The sequence below is a fragment of the Streptomyces sp. NPDC043853 genome (genome assembly GCF_056436025.1).
Genome location: NZ_JBWKDJ010000010.1, coordinates 761 through 14,591, shown reverse-complemented (window position 1 = coordinate 14,591; position 13,831 = coordinate 761). Strand labels below are relative to the sequence as shown.

Annotated in this window: 12 protein-coding genes and 1 pseudogene; 2 read left to right on the top strand and 11 right to left on the bottom strand. The window is 74.9% G+C overall.

The genetic code is table 11. The features are described 5' to 3' along the window. Window positions 1-72: 72 nt before the first annotated feature. The 5 genes from AC067U_RS24615 to AC067U_RS24595 all read right to left on the bottom strand — a co-directional run bounded on the left by AC067U_RS24615 (window position 73) and on the right by AC067U_RS24595 (window position 5,500). Window positions 73-1,191: a glycosyltransferase family 4 protein gene (locus AC067U_RS24615; RefSeq protein WP_478831921.1), complete on the bottom strand. Its 1,119-nt coding sequence runs from the start codon at window positions 1,189-1,191 to the stop codon at window positions 73-75. Between the two features lie 323 nt (window positions 1,192-1,514). Further along, entirely contained in the window at window positions 1,515-3,242 is a 1,728-nt protein-coding gene (gene recN / locus AC067U_RS24610; RefSeq protein WP_478832152.1) for a DNA repair protein RecN, read from the bottom strand. A gap of 197 nt (window positions 3,243-3,439) precedes the next feature. Continuing rightward, window positions 3,440-4,417 (bottom strand): NAD kinase, encoded by a 978-nt coding sequence (locus AC067U_RS24605; protein ID WP_478831920.1) that lies wholly within the window; start codon window positions 4,415-4,417, stop codon window positions 3,440-3,442. Beyond that, entirely contained in the window at window positions 4,414-5,229 is an 816-nt protein-coding gene (locus AC067U_RS24600; RefSeq protein ID WP_478831919.1) for a TlyA family RNA methyltransferase, read from the bottom strand. The genes AC067U_RS24605 and AC067U_RS24600 overlap by 4 nt, the downstream gene beginning before the upstream one ends. Window positions 5,230-5,236: 7 nt before the next feature. Further along, a complete protein-coding gene (locus AC067U_RS24595; RefSeq protein WP_478831918.1) occupies window positions 5,237-5,500 on the bottom strand; it encodes a hypothetical protein in 264 nt (87 codons plus the stop codon). Window positions 5,501-5,545: 45 nt separating this feature from the next. Here AC067U_RS24595 and AC067U_RS24590 point away from each other — a divergent pair, with 45 nt between their 5' ends. Next, a complete protein-coding gene (locus AC067U_RS24590) occupies window positions 5,546-5,893 on the top strand; it encodes an SCP2 sterol-binding domain-containing protein (protein ID WP_478831917.1) in 348 nt (115 codons plus the stop codon). A gap of 485 nt (window positions 5,894-6,378) precedes the next feature. Here AC067U_RS24590 and AC067U_RS24585 read toward each other — a convergent pair whose 3' ends face one another. From AC067U_RS24585 to AC067U_RS24570, 4 genes are all read right to left on the bottom strand, one after another. Beyond that, on the bottom strand, window positions 6,379-7,269 hold the full coding sequence (locus AC067U_RS24585; RefSeq protein ID WP_478831916.1) for an ABC transporter ATP-binding protein: 891 nt from the start codon (window positions 7,267-7,269) through the stop codon (window positions 6,379-6,381). After that, window positions 7,266-8,345, bottom strand: a complete 1,080-nt coding sequence (locus AC067U_RS24580; RefSeq protein ID WP_478831915.1) for a FecCD family ABC transporter permease — start codon at window positions 8,343-8,345, stop codon at window positions 7,266-7,268. Before AC067U_RS24580 ends, AC067U_RS24585 begins: the two co-directional genes overlap by 4 nt. Beyond that, window positions 8,342-9,388 (bottom strand): FecCD family ABC transporter permease, encoded by a 1,047-nt coding sequence (locus tag AC067U_RS24575; protein ID WP_478831914.1) that lies wholly within the window; start codon window positions 9,386-9,388, stop codon window positions 8,342-8,344. The genes AC067U_RS24580 and AC067U_RS24575 overlap by 4 nt, the downstream gene beginning before the upstream one ends. Before the next feature lie 174 nt (window positions 9,389-9,562). Next, complete coding sequence (locus tag AC067U_RS24570) at window positions 9,563-10,591, bottom strand: HAD hydrolase-like protein (RefSeq protein ID WP_478831913.1); 1,029 nt, start codon at window positions 10,589-10,591, stop codon at window positions 9,563-9,565. A 157-nt stretch (window positions 10,592-10,748) separates the two neighbouring features. Here AC067U_RS24570 and AC067U_RS24565 point away from each other — a divergent pair, with 157 nt between their 5' ends. After that, a complete protein-coding gene (locus AC067U_RS24565) occupies window positions 10,749-12,020 on the top strand; it encodes a DUF1015 family protein (protein ID WP_478831912.1) in 1,272 nt (423 codons plus the stop codon). A 112-nt stretch (window positions 12,021-12,132) separates the two neighbouring features. Here the strand turns inward: AC067U_RS24565 and AC067U_RS24560 are convergent, their stop codons facing one another. Together AC067U_RS24560 and AC067U_RS24555 are read right to left on the bottom strand one after the other, a co-directional pair. Continuing rightward, window positions 12,133-12,921 carry a tetratricopeptide repeat protein gene (locus AC067U_RS24560; RefSeq protein WP_478832151.1) on the bottom strand — a complete coding sequence of 263 codons (789 nt, stop codon included), beginning with the start codon at window positions 12,919-12,921 and terminating at the stop codon, window positions 12,133-12,135. A 306-nt stretch (window positions 12,922-13,227) separates the two neighbouring features. Next, window positions 13,228-13,831: pseudogene (locus AC067U_RS24555) on the bottom strand (DEAD/DEAH box helicase); the annotation flags it as partial.

Below are 13,831 nucleotides of genomic sequence, written 5' to 3'. Positions count from 1 at the left end.
GGGCGGAGTCCCGAGTTTCGGGGAGGGGCGGGGTGGGGGAAGGCTCCGCGCAGCGGAACGGCCGCCGCGCGGCTAAGAGCGGTGGCGTTCCATCAGCTCGTCGTAGACCGCCAGGACCTGCGCCACCGTGTCGTCCTCCGTCGGCCACGTCGCCGCCTGGAGGCGGCCCGCCTCGGCCAGTTCCCGGCGGCGTGCCGGGTCCGACAGCAGCGCGGCCACCGCCGTGGACAGCGCGGCCGCGTCCCCGTACGGGACGAGCACCCCCGCGTCCCCGACCAGCTCCGGCACCCCGCCCACCGCCGTCGCCACCAGCGCGACCCCGGCCCGCAGGGCCTCCTGCGCCAGCAGGGACCGCGCCTCCCAGCGGCTCGGCAGGACCGCCACGTCCGAGGCCGCCAGCAGCTCCGCAACGTCGGGCCGGCGCCCCAGCAGCCGTACGGGCAGGCCCTCGGCGTCGATCCGGCGGGCCAGCACCGCCCGCAGCGGGCCCTCGCCCGCGATCACCAGCAGTGGCTGCGGATCCAGCGCCCGCCAGTCCCGCGCCGCGTCCAACAGCAGCCCGTAGCCGCGCTGCGGCTCCAGGCTGCCGACCGCGATCAGCAACGGCCGCCCCAGCGCGCCCAGTTCGGCGCGGACCTTGTCCACGTCGCCCTCGACCGGCGCGTACCGCGCCCCGGGCACCGTCACCGGTGCGAGCCGCGCGTCCCGCGCGCCGCGCCGCCGGGCCAGGTCCACCTGGTCCGAGGAGGTGCCCAGCACCACCGCGGCGGCCCGCGCCACCCGCCGTTCCAGCAGCCGGGTCAGTCCGCGCAGCGGGGCCGGGCCGGGCTCCGGCCCGCCGCCGTGCCAGGTCACCACCAGCGGCACCCGCCGCCCCCGCAGGGCCAGCGCCGCCCGCACCCCGGCACGCAGACCGTGCGCGTGCACGATGTCGGCGCCGACGCAGGCCGTCCGCAGCGCGTTGACCGCGGCCGGTTCGAACTGCGCGCCCGCGCCGGTGAAGTCGTACTCCCCCTCCGTCGCGACGGGCGCGCACACCGTCACCCGCACCCCGCGCGCGGCGAGCCCTCCCGTCAGTGACCGGACGTGGGCGCTGCTGCCCGCCCCGGAACCGGGGCCGGCGCCGTCGAGCACCTGCACGGTGCGCAACGGCCGCCCGTACGGGGGGGCCGGAACCGGGGGGCTGCTCACGGGCCGGAGCTCCTGATCGAGGTGATGCGGATGTCTCGGACGTCTTCGGCGGGCTCGTGCACTCGGCCTGAGTGCTCGGCCCGAGTGCTCGGCGGAGGTGGTGCGGAGGGGTACGCCGGTCGTGCGGAGGTGGTGCGGAGGTGGTGCGGACCTCGCCCAGGATGCCAGTCCGTACGCACGTTCCGGGAGCCGTTCGGCCACCTGCGGCGGCGGATCCGTACGGGAAACCCCCGCCCTGCAGTCCGCCGCCCCCACCGACCATCACCCACACGGGTGATGCATGGGCAGGGGCGGCACGGACCGCCCGGTGGCCAGGCGTCCGGTTACGCGTCCGCCCGCGCCGCCGCCAGCAGCTCCTCCGCGTGCGCCCGCGCCGTCTGTGAGTCCTCCTGACCGGCCAGCATCCGCGACAGCTCGCGGATCCGGTCCTCGCCCTCCAGCACCGTGACCCCGGACCGGGTCACCGACCCGTCGTTGGTCTTCTCCACCAGCAGCTGCCGGTCCGCGAAGGCCGCCACCTGGGGCAGGTGCGTGACCACCACGACCTGCGCCGACTTCGCCAGCTTGGCCAGCCTGCGGCCGATCTCCACCGCCGCCTTGCCGCCGACGCCGGCGTCGACCTCGTCGAAGAGGTACGTCGGGACGGGAGTGGTCCCCGCGAAGACGACCTCCACCGCCAGCATCACCCGGGACAGCTCACCGCCCGACGCCCCCTTGGCGATCGGCCGCGGCTGCGCGCCCGGGTGCGGGGCCAGCAGCAGCTCGACCTCATCCGTGCCGGTCGGCCCGTAGGCCACGGGCCGACCGCCGACCTCCACCCCATCGGGGTCCCCGGTCTGCCGGACGTCGATCGTCACCCGTGCGTAGGGCATCGCCAGCGAGGCCAGCTCCGCCGTCACCGCCGACGCGAACCGCTCCGCCGCCTCCACCCGCGCGTCCGTCAGGGCCTGCGCCAGCTGCGACAGTTCCGCCCGCAGTCCGTCCCGCTCCGCGGTCAGCTCGCCGATCCGCTCGTCGTCGCCGTCGAGCTCCAGCAGCCGCGCCGCGCCCTGCTCGGCCCAGCTGAGCACCGCGTCGACGCTGTGCTCCTCGGAGCCGTACTTCCGGGTGAGCTGGCCGAGGGCCGCCCGCCGCTCCTCGACCGCGGCCAGCCGCAGCGGGTCGGCGTCCAGGTCGTCGGCGTAGCCCGCGAGCTCCCCGGACACGTCGGCGAGCAGGATGCCCAGCTCCCCGATCCGCTCGGCGAGCGCGCCCAGCGCCGCGTCGTGCGCCCGTACGGACTCCAGGGCCCGGTGCGCGCCCGCGACCAGCGTGTTCGCGTCGACGCCCTCCGGATCCTCCGGGTTCCCGGCGAGCGCGGCGTGCGCGAGCAGCGCCGCCGACGCCAGCGACTCGGCGTGGCCGAGCCGCTCCGCCTCGGCCGCGAGCTCCGTGTCCTCGCCGGCCCGCGGCTCCACCGCCGCGATCTCGTCCAGGCCGAAGCGCAGCAGATCGGCCTCCTGCGCCCGTTCCCGGGCCCGGGTGGTGATCTCGTCCAGTTCGGCGGCGGCGGCCCGCAGCCGGCGGTACGCGGCGCCGTACTTCTCCAGCGGGACGGCGACCGCGTCACCGGCGTACCGGTCCAGCGCCTGCCGCTGCCGCGCGGGCCGCAGCAGGCCCTGCTGATCGGTCTGCCCGTGTACGGCGACCAGGTCGTCGGCGAGCTCGCCGAGCAGGCCCACCGGCACGGACCGCCCGCCGACGTGGGCGCGGGAGCGCCCTTCGGCGGAGACGGTACGGCTGATCAGCAGGGCGCCGTCGTCCAGCTCGGCCCCGGCCTCCTCGGCCCGCACGGCGGCGGGCGCGTCCGGGCGCACCACGATCCGGCCCTCGACCACCGCGGCCTTGGACCCGACGCGCACGAGCGCCGGGTCGGCCCGGCCGCCGAGCAGCAACCCGAGGCTGGTGACGACCATGGTCTTGCCCGCGCCGGTCTCACCGGTCACCGCGGTGAATCCGGGCGACAGCTCGACCACCGCGTCGTCGATGACACCGAGCGACCGTATCCGCATCTCCTCAAGCACGGACCGACCATACCGAGGTTTGGCCGCCGCCATGCGACGTCACCCCGCCCGTCACCCCACGACGTCACCCCGTCACCCGGTACCGCCGGGCCGCCATCGGCCCGCCGGCGCCGGAAAGCCGCACGGGAAACCCGTGCCGGGTCCGGTGCGGGAAGCCCGTCCGGGGACGGGCCCCTGCGCCGGAGCTAGTGCGGCGCGCCGCGCCACCCGGCCACCGGGAGGGCGAACTTCGCCACCAGCCGGTCCGTGAAGACGGCGTGGTGCAGCCGGGCCAGCCGGACCGGGACGCTGCCCCTGCGGACCTCCACGCGGGCGCCGGGCGGCAGCTCCACCGTCCGCCGGCCGTCGCACCACAGGACCCCGTGCGGGGTGCGCGTCTGCACCTCCACCGCCAGCACCGATGTGGGCGAGGTCACCAGCGGCTTCGCGAACAGCGCGTGCGCGCTGATCGGCACCATCAGCAGCGCCTCCACCTCCGGCCAGACCACCGGCCCGCCGGCGGAGAACGCGTAGGCCGTGGAGCCGGTCGGGGTGGCGCAGACGATCCCGTCGCAGCCGAACCCGGACACCGGCCGCCCGTCGATCTCGAGGACGACCTCCAGCATCCGCTCGGGCGACACCTTCTGCACGGCCGCCTCGTTCAGCGCCCAGTCCCGGTGGACCACGTCGCCGTTGGTGCGCACCACCACGTCGAGGGTCATCCGTTCCTCGACCTCGTACTCCCTGGTGACGACCCGGTCGACGACCTTGTCGAGGTCGTCCCGTTCGGCCTCGGCGAGGAAGCCGACCCGGCCCAGGTTGACGCCGAGCATCGGCACGCCCGAGCCGCGGGCGAACTCCGCCCCGCGCAGCAGGGTGCCGTCGCCGCCCAGCACGATCAGCAGCTCACAGCCGTCGAGCGCGCCCTCGGTGGTCTCGGTGACCAGCTCGACCTCGGGCGGCAGCGGCAGGTCCGCCGCCTCGTGGGCCAGCACCCGGACGCCCAGTCCGCAGCGCAGCAGCCCCTGTACGACCAGTTCGGCGCTTCGGATCGCGGCCGGCCGGCCGGTGTGCGCGACCAGGAAGACGGTCCGCCCCGCAGGCCGTACCCCCGCCCCCGCCCCGCCCGTGCCGTGCGTCTCCTCGTCGTTCCTCGTGTCCGTCCCGCCTGATGTGTGTGTCACCGCGGCCCCTCCGCCACTGCACGGTCAACATCCGCCGGGTCGAGTGCCGGAGCCCCCGCCCGCAGCCACAGAAAGTACTCGACGTTGCCGGACGGGCCCGGCAGCGGACTCGCGGTCACGCCGAGCACTCCCAGTCCCAGCTCCCCCGCCTGCCGGGCCACCTCGCGCACCGCCTCGGCCCGCAGCTCGGGGCTGCGGACCACGCCACCGCTGCCGAGGCGCTCCTTGCCGACCTCGAACTGCGGCTTGACCATCAGCACCAGATCGGCGTCGGGCGCGGTGCAGCGCACCAGGGCGGGCAGCACCAGCCCGATCGAGATGAACGAGAGGTCGCCGACGACGAGGCCGACGGGCTGTCCGTCGATCTGCTCCAGGGTCAGCTCGCGGACGTTGGTGCGGTCCTTCACGGTGACCCGGTCGTCGCTCTGCAGCGACCAGGCGAGCTGGCCGTAGCCGACGTCGACGGCGACGACGTGCGCGACGCCCGCGCGCAGCAGCACGTCGGTGAAGCCGCCGGTGGACGCGCCCGCGTCCAGCGCCCGCCGGCCCTCGACGCTCAGGCCGAGCGGGGTGAAGGCGGCCAGCGCCCCGGCCAGCTTGTGGCCGCCGCGCGAGACGTACTCGGGGTCGCTGTCGTCCTTCAGCACGACCAGCGCGGCGCTGGTCTCGACCTGGGTGGCCGCCTTGGTCGCGGTGGTGCCGCCGACGGTGACCCGGCCCGCGGCGATCAGCTGGCCGGCGTGCTCCCGCGAGCGCGCCAGCTTGCGGCGTACCAGTTCGGCGTCCAGGCGGCGGCGTGCCACTCCTGCCACGTTCGGTTCAGCTCCTGTTTTCGTACGGACGAGGACCCGGAGGCGCGTCCAGCGCGGTCAGCGCGTCACGCAACCCCCTGTGCACATCCTCGTACACCGCGACGTGCTCGTCCGCCGGGAGGTCCTCGACATCACCGAGCCGTGCCAGCCGCGCGTCGATCTCGTCCCGCCCGGTGGGCGTCCGTACGACCCCCAGCGGGCCCGGCCCGGCGGGCCCGGCGGACTCGCCGGGGGCACCGTCGGCGGTGCCGTCGCGCTCTTCCTCGTTCATGGCCCCGACGCTACCCCCAACCGCTGCGGTACGGTCGGCAGCACCATGGCGACGATCGAGGAGTGCCGAGCCGCACTCGACCAGCTGTCCGGCAACCTGGCGCGGGCCGACGAGGGCGTGCGCGGCGCGACCGCGCTGGACCGCTCGCTGAGCTGCCACATCACCGACCTGGACCGGACCTTCACGGGCCGCCTGGACGGCGGCCGGATCCGCGTGGACGGCGTCGCCCCGGGCCCGCCGCGTGCGAAGGCCGAGATCCGCCTCGCGATGACCGGCGACGATCTGGTCTCCCTGGTCGCCGGTCGACTCAACTTCGCCAAGGCCTGGGCCTCCGGCCGGGTCCGCCTCGAAGCGGGCTTCCGCGATCTGCTCCGCCTCCGCGCGATGCTCTGACCCCCGGTGGTGGCGGAGCGCCTCCGCCGCAGCTCGGGCGGCCCCCGCCGAGGTGCGGGTGGCCTCCACTGGAGGTGTGGGCAGGCGTTCCGCAGGGCGGAACGGGTGGGCACACCGGAACGCCGCCCAGCGGGCAGCGCCCCCGCCCCACCGAAGCGTTGCCTCGGCTCCGGCCGCAGCGCCGCCCGGCCAGGGCGGTGGCTCCGCCGGACCCGGCACGCCGGGAGCGGTGCTCCGCCCGGACGGGGTCCGGACCCCAGCCGGACCGGGGCGCGGGAAGGCTGCGCGAACCCTCGCGGGACCGGGGTGCCGTGTGCCCACACGGCCGGCCGGACGGGGAGCGGCGCGCCCGCCCCGCACGGCGGCGAGGGGGCCGGCACGACTGCCCACATGGCGGCGGGGCGGGGTCCGGCCGCCCGGCCCCCACAGCGGAGGAGCCGGGCCGGGCGAGGCCAAGGCACGCATGGCGGCGGAGCCGTAGGGCGCTACGCCGCAGCCACCCGCCGCCGCGCGCCCCGCGCGCCCCGCGCGGCCGGCACGACCAGCGGGGTCCCCGTCTCCGGGTCGGGAATGACCTGGCAGCGGACCCCGAAGACCTCCTCCACCAGTTCCGCGGTGACGACCTCCGCCGGCGGCCCGGCGGCGATGACCCGGCCCGCGCGCAGCGCGACGAGGTGGGTCGCGTACCGCGCCGCCTGGTTCAGGTCGTGCAGCACGGCCACCAGCGTCCGCCCCTGCTGCTCGTGCAGTTCGGCGCACAGGTCGAGCACGTCGAGCTGGTGCTGGATGTCCAGGTAGGTGGTCGGCTCGTCGAGCAGCAGCAGCGGTGTCTGCTGGGCCAGGGCCATGGCGATCCACACCCGCTGCCGCTGTCCGCCGGACAGTTCGTCCACCGCGCGGTCCGCGAGCTCCGCCACGCCCGTCGACTCCATGGACTCCGCGACGATCCGCTCGTCCTCGGGGGACCACTGCCGCAGCAGCCCCTGGTGGGGGTAGCGGCCGCGCGACACCAGGTCCGCGACCGTGATGCCGTCGGGCGCGATCGAGGACTGGGGCAGCAGACCGAGCGTCTTGGCCACCTTCTTCGCGGGCAGCGAGCCGATCGCCTGCCCGTCCAGCAGCACCCGCCCGGCCGTCGGCTTGAGCATCCGCGACAGCGCCCGCAGCAGCGTGGACTTCCCGCACGCGTTCGGACCGACGATCACCGTGAACGAGTTGTCGGGTATCTCCACCGACAGGTTCTCCGCGATGACCCGATCGTCGTAGCCGATCGTCACGTTCTCCGCGGCCAGCCGCTGCTGCACTTGCGTACTCCTCAGGTCTTCCTGCGACGTTTCCTGCGACGCTTCGTTCCGCGTTTCCCCGGACGCGGTCATATGCGTCCCGCCTTGCGCTCGGTGACGAGCAGCCACAGCAGGTAGATGCCGCCGACCAGTCCCGTCACCACCCCCACCGGCAGCTGGTCCGCGCCGAAGGCCCGCTGCGAGGCCCAGTCGGACACCAGCAGCAGCACCGAGCCCATCAGCGCGGCGGACACCAGGTTGGAGCCCGGCGACCGGGTCACCCGGCGGGCCAGCTGGGGCGCCGCCAGCGCCACGAAGGAGATCGGGCCGGCCGCCGAGACCGCCGCCGTGGACAGCAGGATCGCCGCCACCGTCAGCACCGACCGGGTGCGTTCCACCCGTACGCCCGCCGCGTGCGCGGCGTCGTCGCCCATCTCCATCATCCGCAGCGCCCGCCCCTGCGAGAGCACCAGCGGGAACAGCACGGCGCAGCACCACGCCAGCGGCGTCACGTGCGCCCAGTCCCGCCCGGCCAGCGAGCCGGTGAGCCAGACCAGCGCCCGGGTCGCGTCGACCAGTTCGGACACCGTCAGCAGGTACTGGATGGCCGCGACCAGCATCGCCGAGGCGCCGATGCCGACCAGCACCAGCCGGTAGCCGTTGATGCCCCGCCGGTACGCCAGCAGGTAGATCGCCGCGCCGGTCAGCAGACCGCCGGTCAGGGCGCCCGCCGCCACCTGGCCGGAGTCACCGCCCACCAGCAGCATGACCAGCAGCGCGCCCACGCCCGCGCCGTAGTTGAAGCCGAGCAGGTCGGGCGAGCCGAGCGGGTTGCGGGACACCGACTGGAAGACCGCTCCGGAGACTCCCAGGGCCGCGCCGACCAGCACCGCCACCACGACCCGCGGCAGCCGCAGGTCGTTGACGATGAAGTCGTCGGCGGGCGCGCCGTCGCCCAGCAGGGTCCGTACGACGTCCCCCGGCGCGATCTCGTAGTCGCCCGTGCCGATCAGGACCACGGACAGCACCAGGATCAGGGCGAGCAGCACCAGGCAGGCCGCCAGGACGCGCGGTTCCACGCGCAGCGACAGGCCGCCGGGGGCGCGCAGGGCGCGCGGCCGCGCCGGGCCGGTCCGCAGGGCGGAGCGCGTACGGAGCTTCGCGGTCACAGCTGGGCCATCCTCTTGCGCCGAACCAGGTAGATGAAGACGGGCCCGCCGATGAGCGCCGTGACGATGCCGACCTGGAGCTCCGTCGGCCGGGTGATCACCCGGCCGATCACGTCCGCGCCGAGCAGCAGGGCCGGCGAGAGCACCGCCGAATAGGCGAGCACCCAGCGCACGTCCGGGCCGGTGAAGGTGCGCACCAGGTGCGGGACCATCAGACCGATGAAGGTGATCGGTCCGCAGGCGGCGGTCGCGGCCCCGCAGAGCAGGGTGATGACCACCATCGCGACGATCCGGGTCCGGGTGAGGTTGGCTCCCAGCGCCCGTGCCGTGTCGTCACCCATCGCCATCGCGTTCAGCGGCCGCCCCAGCAGCAGCGCGACCACCGCGCCCACCAGAAGGAACGGCGCCACCTGCCGGACGGTCTCCATGTTGGCGGTGGCGAGCGAACCGACCGTCCAGAAGCGCAGCTTGTCCAGCGCCTTGCTGTCCATCAGCTGCACCGCGTTGACGTAGCCGGTGAGGGCGAAACTGGCCGCCGTACCGGCGAGCGCCAGCCGCACCGGGGTGGCGCTGCGGCTGCCGCCGAGCACGTACACGACGACCGACACCAGGCCGGCACCGCCGAGCGCGTACCAGACGAACTCGCTCAGCGTGGTGACGCCCAGGAAGCTGATCGCCGAGACCACGGCCGCGGCGGCGCCCGCGTTGACGCCGAGGATGCCGGGCTCGGCGAGCGGGTTGCGGGTGAGCGCCTGCATGACCGCCCCGGACAGGCCGAGTCCCGTGCCGACCATCAGGCCGAGCAGGGTGCGCGGGATGCGCAGATCATGGACGACCACGTCGTTCGGCGTTCCGGTGAAGTGGAACAGGCCGTGCCAGACGTCGCCGAGCGGCATCGCCTTCGCGCCCATGGCCAGACTCGTCAGCGCGATCACCACCAGCACGGCGAGGGCGGCCAACAGGCCGACCGTGCGGGCACCGTGGCGCGCACGGGGGGCGGCGTCCGGCGCCGCGCTCTGTTCGGGGGGACTCTCGACCAACACGCAGGTTAGGTTAGCCTACCCTGCGATCAAGACCCGACGGCCGTCCGCGGGAGGCCGACGACCCACCCGGGGAGAGGCCGCCGCACCCGCACCGGCCGACGCCCGAGGCCGCCGCGTGGCGATCCCGCACCGGCCGCATGCCCGAGCGGACTCCCCCGCACGCCCAACCCGGCGTCAGAACCCCAGCCGGGCCAACGCCTTCCCGCCGTCCAGCGCGCACGCCCCGTCGCCCGCGGCCGTCCACGCCGCCGCGCACAACGCCCGCAGCCCGTCCAGCGGATCACCCTCGCCCCGCGCGTCGAGGACCCCGTCCGCCGCCACCGCCGTCCAGCCTCCGCAGCGGAACCCGGGACCCTCCCCGGACACCTCGGGCTGACCGGTCAGCAGGCCCCGCAGGTCCAGGTCCACGTACGTCGGCCGGTGCTCCGGCACGGCCCGCAGCAGCTGCGCCGCGTCCGTCACCCCGGTCAGCACCAGCAGCGAGTCCACCCCACCGTTGAACGCACCCTCGATGTCCGTGTCGAGCCGGTCCCCCACCACCAGCGGCCGCTCGGCCCCGGTCCGCAGGATCGTCTCCCGGTGCATGGGCGTCAGCGGCTTCCCCGCCACCTGCGGCTCCGCGCCCGTCGCGATCCGTACGACCTCCACCGCGGCCCCGTTCCCCGGCGCGATCCCCCGCCCGCCCGGAATCGTCAGATCGGTGTTGGACGCGAACCACGGCACCCCCCGCGCGACCGCGTACGAGGCCTCCGCGAACCGGCCCCAGGCCAGGTCCGGGCCGCCGTACCCCTGCACCACCGCCGCGGGATCGTCCTCCGCCGACTCCACCGGCACGAGCCCCCGCTCGCGCAGCGCCACCCGCAGCCCCTCCCCGCCGACCACCAGCACCCGCGACCCCGCCGGCACCTGCTCGGCGATCAGCCGGGCCACGGCCTGCGCCGAGGTGATCACGTCCCCGGCCTCGGCCGGGATCCCCAGCTCGGTCAGGTGCCCGGCGACCGCCTCCGGCGTGCGCAGCGCGTTGTTCGTGACGTACGCCAGGTGCATCCCCTCCGCCCGCGCCGTGCCCAGCGACTCCACCGCGTACGCGATGGCCTCGCCGCCCGCGTACACCACGCCGTCCAGGTCCAGCAGAGCCGTGTCGTACGCCTGGTGCAGCCGCCGCTCACTGCCCGCGGGCCGGGTCCTGCTCAGCCGGGTCATGCCGTCCGCTCCTCCTGCCGCTCCCCGCGTCGGCAACCGCCGGGGAACTCCCGGGGAACCCCCGGAGAACCCCCGTGGAAGCCGACGCAGGATCTTGTCTGATTTTTCGTACTGCCCCGATCATCCCGTATGGCGAGACGCGACTTACCATGCACCAATGACCGCACCAGTTACCGAGGGACACGGACTGCGCCTGATCCCCTTCCGAGGACTGCGTTATGTCCCCGAGCGCGTCGGCAGCCTCGCCGCCGTCACCTCGCCTCCGTACGACGTGGTCGTACGCCCCGACGGGCTGAACCACCTGGAGTCCGCCGAACCCCACAACATCGTCCGGCTGATCCTCCCGCAGGCCGCCACCCCCCAGGAACGCAACGAACAGGCCGCCCGAACCCTCCGTGACTGGCTCACCGAGGGCGTCCTGCGCACCGACCCCGAGCCCGCCCTGTACGTGTACGAGCAGCGCCGCGGTGAGCTGCTGCAGCGGGGCGTCATCGGCGCACTCGCCCTGACCCCGCCCGGCGACGGCATCGTCCTCCCCCACGAGGACGTCATGCCCGAGGTGGTCGCCGACCGGGCCGGCCTGATGCGCACCACCGCCGCCAACCTCGAACCGCTGCTGCTCACCTACCGCGGCGAGCAGCCCGACGGCGGCGCGGCCGAGGTCGTGGAGGCCGTCGCGGCCCGCCCGCCGCTGCTGGCCACCACCACCGAGGACGGCTTCCACCACCGCCTCTGGGCGGTCACCGACCCGCGGGAGATCGCTGCGGTCACCGCGGACCTCGGCCACCGGCAGGCCCTGATCGCCGACGGCCACCACCGCTGGGCCACCTACCTGCGCCTGCAGGCCGAGCAGCCGTCCGCCGGGGCCTGGGACTTCGGCCTGGTCCTGCTCGTGGACACCGCCCGCTACCCGCTCCAGGTCCGTGCCATCCACCGGCTGCTCCGCCGTCTCCCGGTGTCCGAGGCCCTGACCGCGCTCTCCCCCTCCTTCCGCGTCCGTACGGTCCAGGGAGCGCTTCCGGACGCGATGGCCGCGCTCGGCGGGGCCGTCGGGGACGGCAACGCCTTCCTGCTGGCCGGCGACGGGAACTTCCACCTGGTGACCGACCCGGACCCGGCCCTGCTCGACCGGACCGTACGGCACGACCGCCCGGAGGACTGGCGCCGCCTGGACGCCACCGTGCTGCACGCCACCCTCCTGGACGAACTGTGGCGGATCCCCGACACCCCCGATCACATCGCCTACATCCACGACACCGAGGCCGCGGTGGCCATGGCGGAGCGGGCCGGCGGCACGGCCGTCCTGCTCCACCCGGTGCACGAGGAGGTCGTCCGGGGCCTGGCCCGGCAGGGCGTCACCATGCCCCGCAAGTCGACCTCGTTCGGCCCCAAGCCGGCCACCGGCCTGGTCCTGCGCAGCCTGGACTGACCCGCCCGGACCCGAACGCCAACGCGAGAGGGCGGCACCCCACGGGGGTGCCGCCCTCTCCTCGTCTCACCGTGTCACTGCGTCACCGTGTCACTGCGTCACGGCCTACGGGTCACGCCTTGGTGCCGCCCTCGGCTTCGGAACGCTCCTCGGCCGACTCGAACTCCTCGTCGTCCTCGTCGTAGTACTCGGTCACGTCCGACGCGGCTTCGGCCGCCGCGAGCTCGGCCGCCTCCACCGCGTCCAGCTCGTCGTCCTCGTCCTCGTCCTCCATGGCGTCGACGAACTCGACCCCGTCCATCGCGGCCAGCCGGTCGGACGCGTCGGTGGCGCCGTCCTTGTCGGCCTCAACGGCCTTGGCGAACCACTCGCGCGCCTCGTCCTCACGGCCGGCGGCCAGCAGGGCGTCGGCGTACGCGTACCGCAGGCGCGCGGACCACGGCTGGATCGCGCTGGAGGCCAGCTCGGGGCTCTGCAGGGTCACGATGGCGGCGTCCAGCTGCCCCATGTCCCGCCGGGCTCCGGCCGCGACCAGACGCATCTCGACCTGACCCGCCTTGTCCAGCTTCTGCACCTCGGGCTCGCCGGCCATGGCCAGTGCCCGCTCCGGACGGCCCAGACCGCGCTCGCAGTCGGCCATCACGGGCCACAGCTCCACCGAGCCGGTCATCCGCTTCGCGGCCCGGAACTCGGCCAGCGCCTCGCTGTACTTCTGCGTGGCGTACGCGGCGAAGCCGGCGGCCTCGCGCACGGCGGCGACGCGGGAGGCCAGGCGCAGGGCGATGCGCGAGTACGCGTACGCCTGCTCGGGCTCCTCGTCGATCAGCCGGGCCACCATGACCAGGTTGCGGGAGACCTCCTCGGCCAGCCCCTTGGGCAGGCTCAGGAGCTCCTGGCGCACGTCGGCGTCGATCTCGTCGCCGGTGACGTCCTCGTCGATCGGCAGGCGCTTCACCGGCTCGCGGTCGCCACGGTCGCGGTAGTCGCGGTCGCGCTCCTCACGGCCCCGGTAGCCGCCACGGTCGTCGCGGCCGCGGTAGCCGCCACGGTCACCACCGCGGTCATCGCGGCCACCACGGAACCCACCACGGTCGCCGCGGTCGTCACGACGCGGGTAGCTCGGACGGTCGCCACCACGGTCATCACGACGGAACCCACCACGGTCGCCACGGTCGTCGCGACGGGGGTAACTCGGACGGTCACCGCGGTCGTCACGGCGGAAGGACGGACGGTCGCCCCGGTCACCGCGGTCGTCACGACGGAAGGACGGACGGTCCCCACCACGGTCGTCACGGCGGTAGCCGCCACGGTCGTCGTCACGACGCGGGTAGCTGGGACGGTCGCCCCGGTCCCCGCGGTCGTCACGGCGGAAGGAGGGACGGTCGCCACCGCGGTCGTCGCGGCCACCGCGGAACCCACCGCGCTCGTCGTCACGACGGGGGTAGCTGGGACGGTCGCCCCGGTCATCGCGGCGCGGGTAGCTGGGACGGTCACCCCGGTCACCGCGGTCATCGCGACGGAAGGACGGACGGTCGCCACCGCGGTCGTCGCGGCGGTAGCCGCCACGGTCGTCGTCACGACGCGGGTAGCTCGGGCGCTCACCCCGGTCGTCACGACGCGGGTAGCTCGGACGGTCGCCCCGGTCGTCACGGCGCGGGTAGCTGGGACGGTCACCACGGTCGTCGCGACGGAAGGACGGACGGTCGCCCCGGTCACCGCGGTCGTCACGGCGGAAGGAGGGACGGTCGCCACCGCGGTCGTCGCGGCCACCGCGGAACCCACCGCGCTCGTCGTCACGACGGGGGTAGCTG